The sequence below is a fragment of the Arthrobacter pascens genome (assembly GCF_017052465.1).
GTDB classification, from domain to species: Bacteria; Actinomycetota; Actinomycetes; order Actinomycetales; family Micrococcaceae; genus Arthrobacter; species Arthrobacter pascens.
The window spans coordinates 45,180-63,688 of the sequence record NZ_JAFHKT010000144.1; the positions used below are offsets into that span (position 1 = coordinate 45,180).

At 65.9% G+C, this 18,509-nt stretch carries 18 protein-coding genes and 1 pseudogene; 5 read left to right on the plus strand and 14 right to left on the minus strand.

Features of this window, described 5'->3' with window-relative positions; all coding sequences use genetic code 11:
- Positions 1-7: 7 nt before the first annotated feature.
- Together JYA52_RS14250 and JYA52_RS14255 are read right to left on the minus strand one after the other, a co-directional pair.
- Positions 8-517: a MarR family winged helix-turn-helix transcriptional regulator gene (locus JYA52_RS14250; protein WP_205653826.1), complete on the minus strand. Its 510-nt coding sequence runs from the start codon at positions 515-517 to the stop codon at positions 8-10.
- 2 nt (positions 518-519) lie between these two features.
- The gene (locus JYA52_RS14255) at positions 520-2,283 is read right to left on the minus strand and encodes an AMP-binding protein (protein WP_205653827.1); all 1,764 of its coding nucleotides are present in this window, start codon (positions 2,281-2,283) and stop codon (positions 520-522) included.
- 198 nt (positions 2,284-2,481) lie between these two features.
- On the opposite strand from JYA52_RS14255, the gene JYA52_RS14260 reads away from it, so the two are divergent.
- Complete coding sequence (locus JYA52_RS14260) at positions 2,482-3,615, plus strand: acyl-CoA dehydrogenase family protein (protein ID WP_240460358.1); 1,134 nt, start codon at positions 2,482-2,484, stop codon at positions 3,613-3,615.
- Here the strand turns inward: JYA52_RS14260 and JYA52_RS14265 are convergent.
- The 7 genes and pseudogenes from JYA52_RS14265 to JYA52_RS14295 form a co-directional block, all read right to left on the minus strand.
- A pseudogene (locus JYA52_RS14265) lies at positions 3,612-4,088 on the minus strand (DinB family protein); the annotation flags it as partial. The gene JYA52_RS14260 and the pseudogene JYA52_RS14265 overlap by 4 nt on opposite strands.
- Before the next feature lie 73 nt (positions 4,089-4,161).
- Positions 4,162-4,365, minus strand: coding sequence for a cold-shock protein (locus JYA52_RS14270; protein ID WP_013599688.1), 204 nt, complete (start codon positions 4,363-4,365; stop codon positions 4,162-4,164).
- A 216-nt stretch (positions 4,366-4,581) separates the two neighbouring features.
- The gene (locus JYA52_RS14275; protein WP_205653828.1) at positions 4,582-5,577 is read right to left on the minus strand and encodes a carbohydrate kinase family protein; all 996 of its coding nucleotides are present in this window, start codon (positions 5,575-5,577) and stop codon (positions 4,582-4,584) included.
- 67 nt (positions 5,578-5,644) lie between these two features.
- Complete coding sequence (locus JYA52_RS14280) at positions 5,645-6,715, minus strand: NAD(P)-dependent alcohol dehydrogenase (protein ID WP_205653829.1); 1,071 nt, start codon at positions 6,713-6,715, stop codon at positions 5,645-5,647.
- Between the two features lie 38 nt (positions 6,716-6,753).
- Complete coding sequence (locus JYA52_RS14285) at positions 6,754-7,701, minus strand: carbohydrate ABC transporter permease (protein WP_205653830.1); 948 nt, start codon at positions 7,699-7,701, stop codon at positions 6,754-6,756.
- A complete protein-coding gene (locus tag JYA52_RS14290) occupies positions 7,698-8,666 on the minus strand; it encodes a carbohydrate ABC transporter permease (RefSeq protein WP_205653831.1) in 969 nt (322 codons plus the stop codon). The genes JYA52_RS14285 and JYA52_RS14290 overlap by 4 nt, the downstream gene beginning before the upstream one ends.
- Before the next feature lie 65 nt (positions 8,667-8,731).
- Positions 8,732-10,081: an ABC transporter substrate-binding protein gene (locus JYA52_RS14295; RefSeq protein ID WP_205653832.1), complete on the minus strand. Its 1,350-nt coding sequence runs from the start codon at positions 10,079-10,081 to the stop codon at positions 8,732-8,734.
- Positions 10,082-10,355: 274 nt separating this feature from the next.
- Between JYA52_RS14295 and JYA52_RS14300 the strand changes: the two genes are divergently transcribed.
- Positions 10,356-11,282: an AraC family transcriptional regulator gene (locus JYA52_RS14300; RefSeq protein WP_205653833.1), complete on the plus strand. Its 927-nt coding sequence runs from the start codon at positions 10,356-10,358 to the stop codon at positions 11,280-11,282.
- Between the two features lie 51 nt (positions 11,283-11,333).
- On the opposite strand, the gene JYA52_RS14305 is transcribed toward JYA52_RS14300, so the two are convergent.
- Positions 11,334-11,960 carry a response regulator gene (locus JYA52_RS14305; protein WP_205653834.1) on the minus strand — a complete coding sequence of 209 codons (627 nt, stop codon included), beginning with the start codon at positions 11,958-11,960 and terminating at the stop codon, positions 11,334-11,336.
- A complete protein-coding gene (locus JYA52_RS14310; protein WP_205653835.1) occupies positions 11,957-13,162 on the minus strand; it encodes a sensor histidine kinase in 1,206 nt (401 codons plus the stop codon). Before JYA52_RS14310 ends, JYA52_RS14305 begins: the two co-directional genes overlap by 4 nt.
- 222 nt (positions 13,163-13,384) lie before the next feature.
- On the opposite strand from JYA52_RS14310, the gene JYA52_RS14315 reads away from it, so the two are divergent.
- Positions 13,385-13,963 carry a GlcG/HbpS family heme-binding protein gene (locus JYA52_RS14315; protein WP_205653836.1) on the plus strand — a complete coding sequence of 193 codons (579 nt, stop codon included), beginning with the start codon at positions 13,385-13,387 and terminating at the stop codon, positions 13,961-13,963.
- A gap of 9 nt (positions 13,964-13,972) precedes the next feature.
- Entirely contained in the window at positions 13,973-14,695 is a 723-nt protein-coding gene (locus JYA52_RS14320; RefSeq protein WP_240460348.1) for an ankyrin repeat domain-containing protein, read from the plus strand.
- Between the two features lie 133 nt (positions 14,696-14,828).
- On the opposite strand, the gene JYA52_RS14325 is transcribed toward JYA52_RS14320, so the two are convergent.
- The 3 genes from JYA52_RS14325 to JYA52_RS14335 are packed head-to-tail and all read right to left on the minus strand — an operon-like array spanning position 14,829 to position 17,481.
- Complete coding sequence (locus JYA52_RS14325) at positions 14,829-16,013, minus strand: acetyl-CoA acetyltransferase (RefSeq protein WP_205653837.1); 1,185 nt, start codon at positions 16,011-16,013, stop codon at positions 14,829-14,831.
- Positions 16,010-16,705: a 3-oxoacid CoA-transferase subunit B gene (locus tag JYA52_RS14330; protein WP_205653838.1), complete on the minus strand. Its 696-nt coding sequence runs from the start codon at positions 16,703-16,705 to the stop codon at positions 16,010-16,012. Before JYA52_RS14330 ends, JYA52_RS14325 begins: the two co-directional genes overlap by 4 nt.
- A gap of 59 nt (positions 16,706-16,764) precedes the next feature.
- The gene (locus JYA52_RS14335; protein ID WP_205653839.1) at positions 16,765-17,481 is read right to left on the minus strand and encodes a CoA transferase subunit A; all 717 of its coding nucleotides are present in this window, start codon (positions 17,479-17,481) and stop codon (positions 16,765-16,767) included.
- Between the two features lie 193 nt (positions 17,482-17,674).
- On the opposite strand from JYA52_RS14335, the gene JYA52_RS14340 reads away from it, so the two are divergent.
- Complete coding sequence (locus JYA52_RS14340) at positions 17,675-18,448, plus strand: IclR family transcriptional regulator (RefSeq protein WP_205653840.1); 774 nt, start codon at positions 17,675-17,677, stop codon at positions 18,446-18,448.
- Positions 18,449-18,509: the final 61 nt, after the last annotated feature.

The following is an 18,509-nucleotide window of genomic DNA, read 5'->3' on the forward strand; positions in this document are numbered from 1 at the left end:
CGGCCCGTCATTCTTCGGAGAAGTCGCCGGCCTGGCGGCGGAAGTCCGCCAGTATCCGGATCAGCTGGTCCATGTCGCTGTCCGCGAAGCCGGACTGGCTGAAAACCTCCGTGTTGAGGACCGCCGTCGCCCGTTTGGCGATGGTGCTGCCTTCGGTGGTGAGTTCGATCAGCGTGGTGCGGCCGTCAGTCGGGTGCGGTGAGCGCACCACGAGTCCGGCTTTTTCCAGGCGGTCGACGGCGTTGGTCACCGATGTCGGATGGACCTGCAGCAGGGCGCTCGCTTTGTTCATTGGAAGCGAGCCGCTGCGCGCGAAACTCAGCAGGGCCAGCAACTCGTAGCGGGCAAAGGTGAGGCCGAAGGGCTTCAGTGCGACTTCAATGCGGGCCAGGAGGATCTGCTGCGTGCGCATGATGGCCGTGATGGCGGCCATCGGCGCGGCGACGTCGCCCCATCCATGGCGTTCCCAGTTCCGCTGGGCGTCGGCGATGGGGTCACGGGGCAGCGGCGTTGCCATGGTCAGTTCCCGCTCTTCAGGCCCGGAAAGTCGGCTTCGGAATACTCCGTGCCCAGGCCCTGGCTCAAGCCTTGGGGAACCTGGGTGCCGGAACCTGGTGCGCCGCCGTGCCTGGCCTCCTCGCTGTGACGCAATTCGACCCGGCGGATCTTGCCGGAAATGGTCTTGGGCAACTCGGCGAATTCGATCCGGCGAATGCGCTTGAAGGGTGCCAGGTGGTCCCGGCAGTAGCGGAGGATCTCCTCGGCCAGTTCCGGCCCCGGTTCGTGGCCGGCCGCCAGAACCACGAACGCCTTGGGCACGGATAGCTTGACGGGGTCAGGGGACGGGACCACGGCAGCCTCGGCCACGGCAGGGTGCTCGATCAGCACGCTCTCCAGTTCAAACGGCGACAGCCGGTAATCAGAGGACTTGAAGACGTCGTCACCGCGGCCAACATAGGTGATGACGCCATGCTCGTCCCTGCTGGCCATGTCGCCTGTGTGGTAGTAGCCGCCTCGGAAAGCGTCCGTCGTCTTCTCAGGATCCCCGTAGTATGCCTTCATCAGCCCCACGGGGCGGGGGTCCAGGCGCAGGCAGAGTTCGCCGTCGTCCGCTTCTTCGCCGGTCGCGGGATCAACGAGAACCACGTCATAACCGGGCAGGGGCTGGCCCATGGCCCCGATCTTGACCGGCTGGCCAGGGGTGTTGGCCACCTGAACGGTCGTCTCTGTTTGGCCGAAACCGTCGCGGATGGTCTGTCCCCAGGCGCGGTGAACCTGCCCGATCACCTCGGCGTTGAGCGGTTCGCCGGCCGAAACCACCTTGGCGGGCGGATTCCTGAGGAGCGTGAGGTCTGCCTGGATAAGCATTCGCCACACCGTGGGCGGGGCGCAAAAGCTGGTCACCTTCTCGCGGTCCATCTGCTCCATCAGGGCCCGGGCGTCAAAGCGGTCGTAGTTGTAGATGAACACGCAGGCCTCGGCGATCCACGGCGTGAACACGTTGGACCACGCATGCTTGGCCCACCCCGGGGAGGCCACGTTCAGGTGGACGTCGCCGGGCTCCAAGCCGATCCAGTACATCGTGGAGAGGTGGCCCACAGGGTAGGACGTGTGCGTATGCTCCACCAGTTTGGCCTTCGAAGTGGTCCCGGAGGTGAAGTACAGGAGCAGGGTTTCGTCGGCCTTCGTGGGGGCATCCGGAGTGAATTCCTCGGAGGAGGCGGCGGAGTCAGAGTACCGGGCGGCACCCGGCGCCGCGTCCGCGCCGGTGCCGCCGTCGCCTATTTCTATGAGCCTGTAATCTCCGGGAACATCGGCAAATTTGCCGATGTTAGAACTTCCGACGGCGGCCCAGGCCGCTTCGCCGCGCTCCACCCGGTCTTTCAGGTCCGCCGGACCCATCAGCGTGGTGGTGGGGATGAGCACGATGCCCAATTTGATGCCCGCCAGCATGAGCTCCCAGAGTTCCACCTGGTTTCCGAGCATGACGATCATGCGGTCCCCGCGCCGCACTCCCTGGCTCCGGAACCAGTTGGCCACCTGGTTTGAGCGGGCCGAGAGCTCGGCGAAACTGCGGCGGGTCGCCGTGCCGTCCTGTTCCACGATCACCAGCGCGGGCCTGCTTCCGGCGGCGGGATCGGCGGCGATGGCGTCGAACCAGTCCAGTGCGAAGTTGAATTCCTCGAAGCGTGGCCACTGAAAGCTGCTCCGGGCCTCTGAGTAGTTGTTGCGCAGGGCCAGCAGCTGGTCGCGTGCTGCACGGAAGTCGTCGGTGACTGTCATGGGGCACCTTTCGCCGGGGGATGCACATCCTAGTGATCCATGTCACTCTGCAATATACTAGGACATCCAAGGGTTTGAAAGAGTGAAGGGACCGTGCCCGTGCAGCCACAAGGACGTGACAGCGGACAATCCACAGCGGTGCAGGCGGCCGGCGGCGACGTGCCCGGCCAGGCGCCGCCCTTTCCCGATGCCGACCTCATGTACATCGCGGACCTGCTTCCTCCGGACGAACGGAAGCGCTACCTGGATGTTCGGGAGTTCCTGCAGGCCAGGGTCAGGGCGCAGTCCATCGATTACTGGAACCGCGAGGAGTTCCCGTTCGGGCTGCTGGCGGAGATGGGAAAGCGCGGGCTCGGCGGGCTGCAGACCGACGGCACGTCGAAGCTCTTCAAGGGCCTCATGTATGTTGAGGTGGCCCGGGCTGACGTATCGCTTTCGGCCCTGGTGGGCATCCACAACGAGTTAATTGTGGGGATGATCCACGAACTTGGGTCCGAGGAGCAGAAGCGCCGCTGGCTGCCGGGACTGACGGCATTCACGCAGCTGGGAGCCTTCGCCCTCACAGAGCCGGACCACGGCTCGGACATCGCCGGGGGACTTGCAACCTCGGCCCGGCTGGAGAATGGCGAGTGGGTGATAAACGGCGCCAAACGGTGGATCGGAGCCGGCACCATCGCTGACTTTGCCCTCGTCTGGGCCCGCGACGAGGCCGACCAGCAGATCAAGGGCTTCATCGTTGAAACCGACCGGCCCGGGTATACCGCCACCAAGATCGCGAACAAGATCGGTCTGCGAATCATGCAGAACGCCGACATCGTGCTGGACAACGTCCGGATCCCGGAGGCCAACCTGCTCCCGGGAGCCACGGATTTCTCCAAGGCGAACGCGCTCCTGCGGGATTCGCGCGCATGGGTGGGGTGGCAGGGCGCCGGGATCCAGCTGGCCGCGTTCGACGTCGCCCGCTCCTACTCCCTGCAGCGCCGGCAGTTCGGCAAGGAACTGGCCCGCTTCCAGCTCATCCAGCAGCAGCTCGCCGAGATCCTGGGCAACGCCTCCGCGTCATTGGCCCTGATGGTGCAACTCGCCCGCATCCAGGAGGAGGGAAAGCTGGAAATGGCGCAGGCAGCGATGGCCAAGGCCACCACCACCCGGCTGGCCCGGTCCTCGGTGGCCATGGGGCGTTCGCTGCTGGGGGGCAACGGCATCAGCAGCGACTTCGAGATGGGCAAGCTCTTCGGGGATGCCGAAATCCTCTACACCTACGAGGGCAGCTACGAGATCAATTCCCTCATCGTGGCCCGTGCCGTCACGGGGAAGTCCGCCTTCGTCTAGGTCGTGGCGTGTGCCGCAGCCTCGCGCGCCGCGGCCTCGAGGCGGTCGAAGTGTGCGCTTTGCTCGGCGGCGCTCCGCGCGGGAAGGTTGGGGTCATTCGGACCCTGCCCCGCAGCGCCGTCGATCAGTTCGCGAAGGATGTCCGCGTGCCCCAGATGCTGGGCCGTCTCCGCGCACATGTGCACCAGCATCTGCTGCAGCGTCACGTGCCTGCGCTCTTCCGGCCACCAGGGCACGACGCCCGGTGCATCGAGCGGCAGCGACTCAATGGTGGCATCGCTGTGGGCCGCCGAAAAGCGGTGCAGCTCCACGATCTCATCGCGGGTCTCCCCAGCGGTGGCCCACATGTCCGCGTCAGGTTCCTCGGCGTCGTCGAACCGGGGGAGGTCACGCCCGCTGGGACGGCCGAAGACATCGCTGAAGTAGCCAAGCTCCACGCTGGCGACACGCTTGACGAGGCCCAGCAGGTTGGTTCATGGGCGTCTCAGGACACAAAAATTGCCCGGGACATGCTGAACAGCACGTCCCGGGCAATTTTTTTTAAACCTACAGCGGGCGAATGTTCTCAGCCTGCGGGCCCTTGGGGCCCTGGGTCACGTCGAATTCGACTTTCTGGTTTTCATCCAGGGAGCGGTAGCCGCTGCTGGCAATTGCCGAATAGTGCGCGAAAACATCTGCCGATCCGTCATCCGGAGCGATGAATCCGAAGCCCTTTTCGGCGTTGAACCATTTAACTGTGCCTGTTGCCATGTGCTGCTACTTCCTTTGTAACCCTTATTTCTGGTCCTGCTCCGACGGCAGGCAGATGCGGAGAACTGTTTTCCGCTATCTCAAACCTATGGGCAGCACGCGGGCCGTGCAATAGCTGGAGTCATCAACTGTCCCTTCTGCAACTCCGGCTGGGGCTATTAACGGGTCCCATTAACGGAGTGTTCGGCCATTGTTCTTCCACGGGGACGCCCTTATTCAGCTCCGGCGCGCGAGGGCGGGCAACTCCAGTTCCGCCGATCGCGGAGGGTTTGCGCCGGGCCGCGAGCAGGTGATCGCCGCCGCACGGTTGGCGTAGGCGGCGAGGGCATGCAGCTCATCTGTAGTCAGCTCCTGCAGCCGCCCCCTGCCCGCCGCCCCGAGCGCTCCGAAATGGGCGAGCCCGGATATCAGTCCGGCCATGAAGGAGTCCCCGGCCCCCACGGTGTCGGCCACCGTGATGGCCTCGCCCGGCATCTCCACGCGCCCCGCCCGGGTCAGGATGACCGGTCCCTGGGCGCCGCGGGTCAGTGCCACCAATGACGGTCCGAGCTCCAGCCAGGCCGCCATCGATTCCTCCAGCGTCCTGTCGGGGTAGAGCCATCGCAGGTCCTCGTCGCTGGCTTTGACCACGTCGCTGGCGGCCACAAAGCCTTCGGCCTGTTCCCGGGCGGCGGCTGGGTCGGGGCTGATGGCCGGCCGGCAGTTGGGGTCAAAGCTTACGGTGGCGTGCGGGCGTGCTGCTTCGATCAGGCCGCGTACCGACGTGTTGCCCGGAGGGAGCAGCGTCGCGATTGATCCGGTGTGGACATGGAGCGAGTTCTCCGCCACTGCCAAGGCAGGTATGGACGCGCCGTTGATGTCCCAGCTGATGGAGAACGTGTATTCCGCAGCTCCGGCGGCGTCCAGTGACGCCAGGGCGGTTGAGGTCGGCAGTGAGCCGCCGACGATGGCGTCGACGCCGTTGCTGTCCAGATGGTCGGCGATCATCTGCCCGTAGGGGTCCTCAGCATAGTGCGTGATGAGTTTGGTCCGGAGGTCCAGGCGGGCGCAGCCGACGGCAACGTTGAGGGGGCTGCCGCCGGGGTGCGTTTCGGGCGCCGTGTTTCCCCGGAGGGGGTCGTCGATGATGTCAACGAGTGACTCGCCGATGACGGTGACCAAGGCTCCGTCGTCAGGGAGGTCTGGTTGGGAACCGTGCTCTTGTGATGGCATGGCTGCTTCCTTGCAGGTCGGTGCTGAACGTGGTTGTGATGTCGCTGTCGTTGGAGCCGCGCTGGGCTTAGCGGCCGGGGTAGACGACGGCTTTGAGCTGTCCGGGCTGTTTGCCCGCTCTGAGGGCGTCTTCAGATTCGGCGAGTGTGAATTTTCCGGTGACCAGGACGTCCAGGTCCACCTTGCCGTCGGCGATGAGCTGGATCGCCAGCGGCCAGGTATTGGTGTAGCGGAAAACGCCGGAGAGCCAGATCTCGCGGTTCTGGATAAACGAGACAGGAAGCTCGACGTCGTCCGCTCCCAACCCGACCAGGATGACCCGGCCGGCCGGCCCCACCGCTTTGATCCCGGAACGGACCGCCTGCGGGGCGCCGGAGGCGTCAATGAACGCGTCGACGTCGAGCCCTTCCACGCTGTCCGTCCTGGCGTTGAGCGCGTGCGTTGCACCGTGTTCCAGAGCAAAGGCCAGCCGGTCCTGGGCGACGTCCGTGATGTAGATTTCCGTGGCGCCGAAAGCGCGGGCGGCCTGGGCGGCAATGATCCCGATGGGTCCGGCCCCGGCGATCAGGACGCGGCTGCCGGGTTTGATGTCGGCGCGCTCGCAGGCCCACAGCCCCACGGACAGCGGTTCGATGAGGGCGGCCGCCTCGTCGCTGACGCTGTCCGGGATGTCGAAGGCGAAATCGCTTTGGATCGTCACGTATTCGGCGAAGGCTCCGTCGATTGGCGGGGTGGCGTAAAACTCGATGTCGGGGCAGAGGTTGTAGCGTCCGGCCTTGCACTGCTTGCACTTGCGGCATGGCCGTTGGGGTTCGACGGCGACGCGCTTGCCGAGGCGGTCAGGGTCAACAGCGCTTCCGACGGCGGCGATCCGTCCGGAGAGTTCGTGGCCCAGGATCAGCGGGTGGTCGACCACGTAGTCGCCGATGCGGCCGTGTTCGTAGTAGTGGACGTCGCTGCCGCAGACGCCGACGGCGGCGACCTGTACGAGGACCTGGTCGGGCGCGAGTTGCGGGACGGACAGGGTTTCCAGAACCATGTCGCCCTGGCGCTTCAGGATGGAGGCGCGCATGGTGGCGGGCAGTTCAGGCTGCGCGGGGTGTCCTGGCGCCGGGGACTGTGCGGTTGATGTTGTCATCGAAGTATTCCTCGGAAGATCGAAGGGGAATGGCTGGTCTACTTGACGGCGCCGAGTGAGAGGCCCTGGACGAGCTTGTCTTGGGCTGCGAAGCCAGCGAACAGCACCGGGAGGGAAATCACGACGGCGGCGGCGCAGACCTTCGCGAGGAACAGTCCCTGGCTGGAGACGAAGCCGGTCAGGAAGACGGGAGCGGTGCCGGCCATGACGCCGGTGAGCACCCGGGCCAGGAGGAGCTCGTTCCAGCTGAAGATGAAGCAGATCAGGGCGGTGGCGGCGATTCCGGGCATGGCCACGGGGGCGATGATCTTGCGGAGCGTCAGCAGCAGGCCGGCGCCGTCGATCTGTGAAGCCTCCAGTATTTCCACCGGCACTTCGGCGAGGAAGGAGCGCATCATCCAGACCGCGATGGGCAGGTTCATGGACGTGTACATCAGAATCAGGAACCAGATGTTGTCCAGCGCGCCGGCGGTCTTGGCGAAGAGGAACAGCGGCAGGACTGCGGCGACCACCGGCATCATCTTGGTGGAGAGGAAGAAGAACATGACGTCGGTCCACTTCTTCACCGGCCGGATCGACAGGGCGTAGGCGGCCGGGATGGCCAGGACCAGGACCAGCACGGTGGACAGGATCGAGGCGGTGGCGGAGTTGATCAGCGGCGGCCAGGGGATGACCCCGGAGCTCGCGCCGAAGAACTCCTTGTAGGCATCCAGGGTGAGGTTCGCGGCGACGGACGGGGGGTTGGTGGCGGCGTCCGTCTCGGAGTGGAAGGAGGTCAGGATCATCCAGAGGACCGGAGCGGCGAACAGCAGGGCCAGCAGCCAGGCCGCAATGCCCGCCGCGGTGTTGTTCCGGGTGGGGTCCATGCGGGACTTGCCCCCGATCTTTCCGAATCGACTGCGGCGCGATCCGGTGTTCAGGGCGGTGGGCGATGTGGAACGGGCAGGGCCCGACTTCTGGTGTTCGGCAGGGGTGAGGGTGCTCATCGTGCTGCCTCCTTCTTGAAGAGCGAGAAAACGGTGCGGAGGGCGAAGGTCGCCACGATGATGGTGCCGATGACCACCACGACGCCGGCGGCGGAGGCCAGGCCGTATTCGTTGGCGAAGTAGAACGTCTGGTAGATGGCGTAGGGCAGGTTGGCCGTGCCCAGGCCGCCGGAGGTGAGGGTGAAGACGGCATCGAAGTTCTGCACGATGTAGATCGCGCCGAGCAGGCCGCCGAGCTCGAGGTACTGGCGCAGGTGCGGCAGCGTCAGCTGGCGGAAGATGTCCCACGGGCTGGCGCCGTCCATCTGGGCGGCCTCCACGGTGTCCATGGGACGGGACTGCAGCCCGGCCAGCAGGATGAGCATCATGAACGGGGTCCATTGCCAGACCAGCGAGACGATGACGGCCATCAGTGGCGCCTGGGAGAGAAGGTCCGGCTGGGGCGGGGTGTTGCTGCCGAACAGGGACCAGATCCAGGTCAGGACCCCGTTGATCAGCCCGTAGGTCGGGTTCAGCAGGGCGTGCTTCCAGATCAGGGCAGCGGCGACCGGCACCACCAGGAACGGTGCGATCAGCAGGGTGCGGGCCAGGCCGCGGCCGATGAACTTCTTGTCCAGCAGCAGGGCCAGTCCGAGGCCGATGACCAGGCTGGCCAGCACCACCGAAACGGTGAGGATGATGGTGGTGAAGATGGCCTGGCGCAGGTCGGCGTTGGTGAGGACCTGAACGTAGTTGTCGAAGCCGGCGAACCCGGTCTGGTCAGGGCGGAGGCTGTTCCAGTTCAGGAACGAAATGATGAGGGTCACCACGAAGGGAAGCTGGGTGACGATGATGAGGAAGATCAGGGCCGGCAGCAGCGGCGCACGCCGTGCCCAGGCCAGTGCGCGTTCACGCGACCTGGCATTCTTGGAAGTTTTGGGTGCGCTGTGCCCGGGACGGGCGACGCGCGCTGTTGCGGTAGTCATGATGTTCTCCTGCGGTTCTGTGGCCCGCCGTCAGACGGGCCACAGAACCATTGGTGGATGGTTGGTTACTTCTTGTACTTGTCGCCGATTTTCTGAGCGGCTTCCTGGCCCTTGGCCAGCGCATCCGCTACAGATCCCTGCCCTGCAATGGCGGAGCTGACACCCTGGGAGACGGTGGTGCCCAAGTCGGCGAACTCGGGGATGCCGACGAACTGGATGCCGACGACCGGGCGCTCCTGCATGCCTGGATTCTTCGGGTCCGCGTTCTCGATGGCAGAGCGTTCCGCCTTGAAGAACGGCGCGGCCTTCTGGAACGCGGCGTTCTCGTAGGTGGAGATGCGCTTGCCGGAGGGAACCTTGGCCCAGCCCAGCTTCGAGGCCACGAGCTCTTCGTACTTCTTGGAGCTGGCCCAGGCGATGAACTTACCGGCAGCATCCTGTTTCTTGGAGGCCGCCTGCACGCCCCAGGACCAGGTCCACAGCCAGCCGGAGGAATCGGTCTTCTTCACCGGTGCCTGGGCGTAGCCGATCTTTCCCTTCACGGGTGATGCATCGGCTTCCAAAGCGCCTGCTGCGGACGTGGCGTCGTACCACATGGCGACCTTGCTCTGGCTCATGTTGTTCAGGCACTCGGTGAATCCTGCCTGGGCAGCACCGGCCTCTCCGTGCTTGCGGACCAGGTCCACGTAGAACTGGGTCGCTTCGGTGAATTCAGGGGAGTTGACCTGGGCGTTCCAGTCCTTGTCGAACCAGGTGCCGCCGAAGGTGTTCACCACGGTGGTCAGCGGCGCGAAGACCTGGCCCCAGCCGGGCTGGCCGCGCAGGCAGATGCCCTTCATGTTGGGGGCCGCGCCGTCGGCCTTGGCAGCCAGGTCGGCCACCTGGTCCCAGGTGGGCTTCTCCGGCATGGTCAGGCCCTTGGCGTCGAAAATGTCCTTGCGGTACATCAGGAACGAGGACTCCCCGTAGAACGGCTCGCCGTAGAGCTTGCCGTCCTTGCCGGTCAGCGAGGCGGTGTACGCGGGCAGGATATCTGCCTGGTTGAATTCGGCGTCCTTGGCCACGTTGTCCAAAGGCGCCAGCCACTTGTTCTCTGAATAGAACGGGATCTCGTAGTTCGAGAGGGATGCGACGTCGTACTGGCCAGCCTGGCTGGAGAATTCCTGGCTGATCTTGGCCCGGACGTCATTCTCCGGAAGCACGGTGTAGTTGACCTTGATGCCGGTGTCCTTGGTGAAGTTATCCGCGGTCAGCCTCTGCAGGTCTTCCATCTGCGGGTTGTTCACCATCAGGACATTGATGCTGTTCTGGTCACCGGCGGCCGTGCCGCCGCCGGCTCCGGAGCAGGCTGAGGCAGAAAGTGCGATGCACAGGGCGCCGGCGGCCAGTGAGGCAGCGCGCATTTTTGGGCGCATGGGAGGACTCCTTTGTTCTTCATGGGGGTGCACAGGCGTACTTCGACCGCTTCATCGAAGTACCGGACTGGGGAGAGGCTTAGGGCCGGGCGTCCGACGGGCCCCGCTTGTGTTCCTCAACATTAGGCCTGTGGGATGTGGCACAACTAGCGCCGTGGTTGCCGATTTCTGATACAAATTTGCCATGCCGCTCCTCGGGAGCAGGCGCTAATGTTAGGGAATGGCGCACCAACGGAGCCGCCATTTTTCACACACCAAATGCTGGAGAGCCAGAATGAGCGCGACGGATCCGGGCAACGGCGCATCGGCCAGGCTTGCCGAAAGGCTGCTGGGCATGCGCGCCAACCGGGAGGTGATCCCGGAAGACCCAAACCATTCCGTCCGGTGGCACGAGCATGACTATCCCAGCCCGCTGGCACGCTGGAACTACCATCCTGAATACGAGATCCACCTGATCAGAAAAGGTGCCGGCAAGTTCATCGTGGGAGACCATATCGGCACCTTCGAAGCCGGGCATGTGTCGCTGATCGGCTCCGGGCTGCCGCACGACTGGGTCAGCGACCTGGAGCCCGGGGAAGTCCTGGAGCGGCGCGACGCCGTGATCCAGTTCGACGGGAAGTGGATCCGGCAAGCAGCCTCCGTCATTCCCGAAATAGCAGAAATCGAGCCACTGCTGGAACAGTCCGCACGAGGCATCGAGTTCCTGGGCCGCTCAGCCCAGACAGCGGCCGCAGCCATCGAGGCGATGGGCGCATCCGCGGGATTGGAGCGGCTTCACCACCTCCTGGAACTCTTCGCGATTCTTGCGCGGGCGCCGCAGGGAGAGCGGCGCTACCTCGCCGAAGAATGGTTCCGGCCGCAACTGGACGGCCAGGCCGCGGCCGTGGTGGACATCGTCCTCGAGTACGTCTTCAGCAACCATGCCGGCACCGTCAAAATGTCGGAGGCCGCAGCCCTGGTGGGTATGTCCGAGCCGACCTTCTCGAAGTATTTCAAGCGGTCCACCGGCCAGAATTTCAGTGACCTGGTCCGCAAGCTTCGCCTGGCACATGCCCGCCGACTCCTGGAACGCAGCGATATGGCGATCTCCACCATCTGCTACGAGGTGGGCTTCTCGAATCTGTCCAACTTCAACCGGCAGTTCCTGAACGAAACCGGAGCCACCCCGCGCGAGTACAGGGCGCGGACGGCCGCCACCTAGCCGCTCATGGCGTCAGCAGTTTTTTGATCGCACGCCGCTCATCCATGGCTCCTAGCGCATCCCTTCACGCCGGATCGCAGTGGCGATGGCGGCTGCCCTCGTTTCCACACCCAGCTTGGCGTAGATGTGGGCGAGGTGGGTCTTCACCGTGGCTTCCGAGATGAAGAGCCGCTGCCCAAGCTCCCGGTTGCTGAGCCCCTCGATGAGGAGGCTCAGCAACTCGGCTTCGCGCGGTGTCAGCACTTCGTCGGGATTGCGCAGCTGCTGGAAGAGCCGCGAGGCCACCGGGGCACTCATCACGCTCTTGCCCTGGACCGCGCCACGGATGGCAGCGAAGATTTCTTCCGGCGCGGCGTCCTTGAGCAGATAGCCCATGGCGCCGGCATCCACGGCCCGGACGATGTCGGCGTCGGAATCGTAGGTGGTGAACACGAGTACGGCCTGCCGCCGGTTGCGCTCGCGGATTTTCCGGATGGCCTCGATGCCGTCCATGCCGGCACCCATGGCCAGGTCCATCACTACCACGGCCGGGGAATGCTGCTCCACCTGCGCCAGGGCTTCCTCGCCCGACGCCGCCTCCGCCACGACATCGATGTCCGGCTGGGTTCCCAGCAGGGCTTTGAGCCCGCTGCGGACCACGAGATGATCGTCCACGAGGAGCACGGTGATGGCCTTCATGCGTCCTCACTGGCAGGCAATTGTGCAGCCACGATGGTCCCTTCGCCGGGAGTGCTTTCCACCGAGAATACGCCGCCCAACTGTTCCACCCGCTGCCGCATGGCACGAAGCCCATAGCCTCCGGCGTCCGACGGCGGTGGTACCGCTGCGGGATCAAAGCCGGCGCCGTCGTCGTAAATATCCAGCGTGACGGCGGCCGGAAGGAATCCGAGCGTCAGAGTGGCGTTGGTGGCGGAAGCGTGGAGTTTGATGTTCGACGCCGCGCTTTGGACCACCCGCAGGAGGGCGTGCCGGACATCCGCGGGAACGGGCCGGGGTTCGCCCGTGACGAGCAGCCTCACCCCGGGGACATACTGGGCGGCGGCCTGCCGGAGAGCCTCGGGGAGCGGGGATGCCTCAAGCCCCGGCGACGCCAGTTCGTGGACCAAGCTGCGGGTCTCGGCCAGGTTCCGCCGCAGCAGCTCGCTGGCTCGCCGCAGGTCCTGCCCGGCGGACGCGGCCGGCCAGTTGCGGTTCGCCGCTTCGAGCAGCAGGAGGCTGCTGGCCAGGCCCTGTGTGACGGTGTCGTGGATCTCTCGGGACACCCGCTCCCGCTCGGCTACGGCCCCGGCCCGGCGCTCGCTGGCGGCCAGCTGCCCCTGGGCGAGCGAAACTTCCGCATGCAGGCGGCGCTGCTCGGCGGCATCGTGCTCTATGCGGTCGTAGATCAGCGTCAGCATGACGCCAACTGCGAGGGGACCCAGCAGCATGGCGAGGTCGGTTCCGTTGCTGAGCCGGAACAACCCGACGGCGGTGGCGGCCGCCGTCGCCCCCGCCGCAATGTAGGCAACTGCCCCCGTAAACGCCGTGCGGCAGAGGAAAAACAACGCAAAGGAACACCAGGCGAAGCTGGGCGCGGAAATGACCAGCACAGCCCACAGCCCCACGAGGACGAACATCCAGACTGCCCAGGGGCGCCGGCGCTGCGCGAGCACCGCGATGACCGCGTACAGCATGCAGGCAGTCACTGCCAGGCCGAGGACCAGGAGGTTGTCGGCCGGGCTGTGGCGCATCACGTAGCGGACCACGGACGCCACCATCAGCACGGCAAAGCCAAGGTGGACCGCGGCATCGATCCGGCCCAGGCTCGCCGGAGCTGCTCCGGGGGCGTGCTGGTTTTCGTCGGGGATGGTCGGGTGAGGGACTGCGGCTCGGGTAGGCATGAAGGTCCGGTTCCGGTGGAGGGATTGCTACCCACCATGCTATTCCCCGCGCCGTTACTGGTCTCTCAGCCTTTTGGCTGATACCGCTGGCCTGACGGCGGAGCCTTGAACCGCCGAAGGCCCGATGCGGGTGGTCCATGGCTGCGGGCACGATGGACGTACCGATTCCGCCGCCGGAAGTTCAGCTGAAACCTGCACTTCCTTTCCACAAGGAGACCTGCCATGAAGAAGTCCAACAAGGTTTTTGCCGCCGCCGCTGCCGGAGCGCTGGTCCTCACCGCAGGAGCGACCGCCGTCGCCAATGCCGGCACCGCCTCCCCGGCTCCGGCGGCCGCGCCTGTGGCGGTTCCGGCGGCCGATGTGCAGCCCATAGCGGACAACGTCGTGTCGCAGAACCGGATCACCGTGGGAGCCTCGGCCAAGGCCGTGGGCGCAGCGCTGGCTAAATGCCAGGCGGACAAACTGCCGTTCGTGACGGTGGCGCTCGTGGATCGGTTCGGCACGGTGCAGGCACTCCTCCGGGGCGACAACGCGGCCGAGCACACCATCGAATCCGCCAAGCGCAAGGCCTACACGGCGGCCGCGTTCGGAGCGCCCACGAGTGAACTGGCCAAGCGCGCTACGGGGAACGGCCCCAGCATTGCAGACCTGCCCGGCACGCTCTTCCTGCCCGGCGGCGTCCCACTCAAGGTCAACGGTGTGTCCGTTGCCGGGATCGGCGTCGGCGGTGCTCCCGACGGCAAGCTGGACGAAGCCTGCGCAGAAGCAGGTGCCGCTGCCATTTCCGGCGCCGCTGAGTAGTCTCTGTACATGGCGTGGCTCATGGACCCCGGTTCCAGGCAGTCGCGGACAGTCGTGATGACTGCTGTCGCGGTGGCCGTGGCGGCGCTCACCGGATGCGGCCCCGCCGCCTCGGACAGAGCCGCCTCGGACACACCGGCAACGGCCGGCGCCGGGAGCCCGTCCGCCGCATCCCCAGAGGCGGCAAAGCCAGACCCACCGAAGGAGCAGCCATCCATGCCGAAACCCCCGGAAGCCCAGGCGGAACTCGACCAAAAGCTGATCCGTGCTGCCAAGGCCAACGATGTTGACCAGGTCAGGGAGCTGATCACGGCCGGCGGCAACGTCAACGCCAAGGACGCCATCCAGGATTCAGCGTTCCTCTACGCCGGGGCCGAGGGGTTCAACGAGGTGCTCCGGTTGACCCTCGCCAACGGCGCCGACGTAAAAAGCACCAACCGCTTCGGCGGGACCGCCCTCATTCCGGCCAGCGAACACGGCCACGTCGAGACGGTGAGGATTCTCATTGCCGCCGGCGTTCCGGTCAACCATGTCAACAACCTCGGCTGGACCGCCATGCAGGAGGCCATCCTCCTCAACAACGGCGGGCCGAGGCAGCAGGAGGTGGTCCGGCTGCTCCTGGCTGCCGGAGCCGATCCCGATATCCGTGATCCGCAGGGCCGGACGGCCTTGGCCAACGCGGAGCGGCTTGGATTCGCCGAAATCGCCCGGCTGATCCGCGGCCGCAGCTAGCACCGCCCCCTCTGGCCGCCGTCCTGACCTTCATTCGACGGCCACACGGCCCGACACGCTGATACCTGCGCGTGTCGGGCCGTGTCTGCGGACAAAGGAGGTCAGGGCGGGGCAAGCCTCCGTGCTAGGACAGCTAGACGGCCTCCAGCACGCTGACGTAGTTGGCGATGCCCACGCCCCCCATGTTTTGCACGGCGGCGCGGCGGGGGTTGGCGAGCTGCATGCTGCCTGCGGTGCCCGTCAGCTGCATGGCGGCAATGACATGCTGGGACACCCCGGTAGCGCCCACCGGGTGGCCCTTGGCTTTGAGGCCGCCGGAGACGTTGATGGGCAGCTTGCCGTCCTTGAACACCCAGCCCTCCTCAAGGGCGCGGGCGCCTTCGCCTGGCTGGGCCAGGCCCATGGCCTCGTACATCAGCAGCTCGGCAATGGTGAAGCAGTCGTGGACTTCGGCGAAGTCCAGGTCTTTCAGCGCGACGCCGGCCATCGCCAGGGCGCGCTGCCAGGACGCCCGAGTGGCTGCGAAGGCGGTGGGGTCACGGCGTTCCGCCGGGAAGAAGTCGTTCGCGTGGCCGAAGCCGGCGAGCCGGACCGGAGCGGTCGCCCCGCCGGTTGGCGAGGTGGAGAGCACGACGGCGGCGGCGCCGTCGGACACGGGGGAGCAGTCGGTGCGGCGCAGCGGATCGGCCACCATGGGGTTCTTGTCCGAAACCGTGCGGCAGAACTCTTCGCCGAGGTCCTTGCGCAGTTGGGCGTACGGGTTGTCCACGCCGTTGCGGTGGTTCTTCGCTGCGATGCTTCCGAGGACATCGGAGACCGGCCCGTAGCGCTTTTCGTAGTGCTTGGCGACGTCGGCGAAGAGTCCGGTGAAGCCGGTGGTGGACGCCTGGCCGGCCATGTCGTAGTCCGCCCCGAGGAGGGCCGCGCCCACCACATCGGCCCCGGCATGGGTCATCTTCTCGGCGCCGATCACCAGAACGGTCTTGGCTGTGCCGGCCAGCAGCGACTTGGTTCCCTGCTGGAAAGCTGCCGACCCGGAGGCGCAGGCGTTTTCGACCCGGGTGGAGGGCACGTTGGCCAACTGCTCCGACACCTGCAGGGCCAGCGAGGACGGGAACGCCAGCGGCAACATGCCGGAGTTGAACTGGCCGAGGTAAATTTCGTCGATCTGGCCCGGTTCGATGCCGGCGCTGGAGATGGCCTCGGCGGCGACCTGGACAATCAGCGATTCCAGGGTCTCGTCGGTGAGCTTGCCGAAGGGGCTGTGCCCCCAGCCGGTGAGCAGGACGTCCTTGCCGAACTGTTCTTTGAGGCTCATGCTGTAACCCCTTCCAGGGCGTCTTCCAGTCCGGGCGCTGCTTCGAGCTTGACATCGAACGCGGCCTCGGTCTTCTCCCGGATCTCCTCCACGGTGACCCCCGGCGCGAGCCGGGTGAGCGTGAGCCGCCGGCCGCCGTCGTCCGCTTTTACCAGGTCGAACACCGCAAGGTCGCTGATGATCCGGTCCACCACGCGGAGGCCGGTGAGCGGAAGACTGCACTCCGTGACGATCTTGGCACTGCCGTCCTTGGCATTGTGTTCCGTCAGGACGACGACGCGCGGCGTGCCCGCGACGAGGTCCATGGCGCCTCCCATGCCCTTGACCATCTTGCCGGGGATGGTCCAGTTGGCGAGGTCGCCGTCGCCGGAGACCTGCATGGCGCCCAGGATGGCCACCTTCACGTGTCCGCCGCGGATCATGCCGAAGGAGGTGGCGGAGTCGAAAATGCTGCCGCCTGGCAGGACGGTGACCGTCTGCTTGCCGGCGTTGATGAGGTCGGCGTCCTCCTCGCCCTCGAACGGGAACGGGCCCAGGCCGAGGAGACCGTTTTCGCTCTGCAGGACCACGCGGACACCGCGGGGCAGGTTGTTCGCGACGAGCGTCGGAATGCCGATGCCGAGGTTGACGTAGTCGCCGTCGTTCAGTTCTTCCGCCGCGATGGCGGCCATCTCATCCCTGGTCCAGGCCATGGGGTTCTCCTAGGTTCTTGAAGTCTTGGGGGCTTAAGTGCTCGTTCGCGCTTGGCGGTTTAGGCGGGGAGGGGTTCGAGGCGCGGGCGGACGGTGCGCTGCTCGATGTCCTTGGTGCGGTTGCTCGCCTGCACCAGATGCTGAACGTAGACGCCGGGGGTCACGATGTGGTTGGGGTCCAGCGCGCCAGGATCCACGATCACCTCGGCCTCCGCGACGGTTACGGCCCCCGCGGTGGCCACCACCGGATTGAAATTTCGTGCGGTGTAGCGGTAGATCAGGTTTCCGTCGGTGTCGGCGGTGTGGGCGTGGACCAGGGCGACGTCGGCCCGGATGGCCCGCTCCTGGACGTACGTTTCGCCGTCGAACTCCGCGAGCGGCTTCCCTTCCGCGACGAGGGTGCCCACCCCGGTCTTGGTGTAGAACGCCGGGATGCCGGAGCCGCCGGCGCGGAGCCGCTCGGCGAGCGTGCCCTGCGGCGTGAACTCCACCTCGAGCAGGCCCGCAAGGTATTGCTCCGCAAAGAGTTTGTTCTCGCCCACGTAGGATGCGATCACTTTCCGGACCTGGCCGGCCTCAATCAGGATGCCGAGGCCCTTGCCGTCCACGCCCATGTTGTTCGAAACCACCGTCAGGCCACGGACGCCGGAATCCCGCACGGCCTCGATCAGGTCCGCGGGGATGCCGCTCAGGCCAAAACCGCCGACGGCGAGCGTCATGCCGTCCCGCAGGACGCCGTGCAGGGCATCGGCAGCGCCGGATTTCAGTTTGGACATGGCATCTCCTCATTGAGTGGGGCATTGAGTGGGGCATGAGCGGTATCCACTTTGTGGACTCAACCTCTGAGGTCCGAGCGTATGGGCCGCGAGTTGGCGATGTCAAGGTACTCCAGTGGCGCATATCTGTGCATTCTTACACTGTGGACTGTATGCTTTCTGGTGTCCACAATATGGATGACGGAGGAGAATTATGAACCAGATGCCGGTCCAGGGAGCCCAGGTGGTGAGCCGCATTGCGGGGCTCCTGCGCATTGTTGGCCGCAAGCCGGAGGGGAGCCCGCTCGTTGAGCTGGTGCGGGAATCCGGACTGACTCGGCCCACGGTTCACCGGCTTCTGACCTCATTGGCGGCGGAAGGGCTGCTGGACCATGAAGCGCGGACCGGCAACTGGGTCCTCGGTCCGGAGGTCCTGCTGCTCGGGTCGGTGGCGTCGGCCCGGTTCCCGCTCGAGGACATCGCCCGGCCGAGCCTGCGCCGGCTTGCAGAACAAACGGGTGAGAGCGCCTTCTTTTCCATCCGGCGCGGGAACGAGACGGTCTGCCTGCTCCGCGAAGAAGGCAGCTTCCCGGTGCGGTCCTTCGTGCTGCACGAGGGCGTTCGCTTTCCGCTCGGAGTGGCGTCGGCCGGCACAGCGATCCTGGCCTTCCTGCCGGTGGGTGAACAGGAGCAGATCCTGACAGATTGGCCAGCCCATGCCGGCAAATTTGCGGAAGGGCACACGGAAGCCGTGGTCCGGGCCAACCTGAAGAGGACGCGGGAGACTGGCTACTCGGTAAATCCCGGGCTGGTGCTCGAGGGCAGCTGGGGCATGGGCGCCGCGGTGTTCGACCAGGCGGGCCGGCCGGCCTGGGCCTTGTCGCTGACCGGGATCGAGCCGCGCTTCCGCGAAGACCGGCAGGAGTTCCTGGGCAAGCTCCTCATGGAGGAGGCCCACCGGATCACCGTCCAGCTGGGCGCCCCTTAATCGGCAGGTCAGGGGTCGCCGCAGGCTGTTGAGATCACCGGATCCCTCCGCCTAGTCTTGC

Bases quoted from the DNA above. Each gene is read 5' to 3' on its own strand.
- JYA52_RS14285 (WP_205653830.1), bottom strand. From the start codon at position 7,701: ATGAGCACCCTCACCCCTGCCGAACACCAGAAGTCGGGCCCTGCCCGT.
- JYA52_RS14310 (WP_205653835.1), bottom strand. From the start codon at position 13,162: ATGCCTACCCGAGCCGCAGTCCCTCACCCGACCATCCCCGACGAAAAC.
- JYA52_RS14300 (WP_205653833.1), top strand. From the start codon at position 10,356: ATGAGCGCGACGGATCCGGGCAACGGCGCATCGGCCAGGCTTGCCGAA.
- JYA52_RS14305 (WP_205653834.1), bottom strand. From the start codon at position 11,960: ATGAAGGCCATCACCGTGCTCCTCGTGGACGATCATCTCGTGGTCCGC.
- JYA52_RS14340 (WP_205653840.1), top strand. From the start codon at position 17,675: ATGAACCAGATGCCGGTCCAGGGAGCCCAGGTGGTGAGCCGCATTGCG.
- JYA52_RS14315 (WP_205653836.1), top strand. From the start codon at position 13,385: ATGAAGAAGTCCAACAAGGTTTTTGCCGCCGCCGCTGCCGGAGCGCTG.
- JYA52_RS14275 (WP_205653828.1), bottom strand. From the start codon at position 5,577: ATGCCATCACAAGAGCACGGTTCCCAACCAGACCTCCCTGACGACGGA.
- JYA52_RS14270 (WP_013599688.1), bottom strand. From the start codon at position 4,365: ATGGCAACAGGCACAGTTAAATGGTTCAACGCCGAAAAGGGCTTCGGA.
- JYA52_RS14255 (WP_205653827.1), bottom strand. From the start codon at position 2,283: ATGACAGTCACCGACGACTTCCGTGCAGCACGCGACCAGCTGCTGGCC.
- JYA52_RS14250 (WP_205653826.1), bottom strand. From the start codon at position 517: ATGGCAACGCCGCTGCCCCGTGACCCCATCGCCGACGCCCAGCGGAAC.
- JYA52_RS14320 (WP_240460348.1), top strand. From the start codon at position 13,973: ATGGCGTGGCTCATGGACCCCGGTTCCAGGCAGTCGCGGACAGTCGTG.
- JYA52_RS14280 (WP_205653829.1), bottom strand. From the start codon at position 6,715: ATGACAACATCAACCGCACAGTCCCCGGCGCCAGGACACCCCGCGCAG.
- JYA52_RS14325 (WP_205653837.1), bottom strand. From the start codon at position 16,013: ATGAGCCTCAAAGAACAGTTCGGCAAGGACGTCCTGCTCACCGGCTGG.
- JYA52_RS14290 (WP_205653831.1), bottom strand. From the start codon at position 8,666: ATGACTACCGCAACAGCGCGCGTCGCCCGTCCCGGGCACAGCGCACCC.
- JYA52_RS14295 (WP_205653832.1), bottom strand. From the start codon at position 10,081: ATGCGCCCAAAAATGCGCGCTGCCTCACTGGCCGCCGGCGCCCTGTGC.
- JYA52_RS14335 (WP_205653839.1), bottom strand. From the start codon at position 17,481: ATGTCCAAACTGAAATCCGGCGCTGCCGATGCCCTGCACGGCGTCCTG.
- JYA52_RS14260 (WP_240460358.1), top strand. From the start codon at position 2,482: ATGTACATCGCGGACCTGCTTCCTCCGGACGAACGGAAGCGCTACCTG.
- JYA52_RS14330 (WP_205653838.1), bottom strand. From the start codon at position 16,705: ATGGCCTGGACCAGGGATGAGATGGCCGCCATCGCGGCGGAAGAACTG.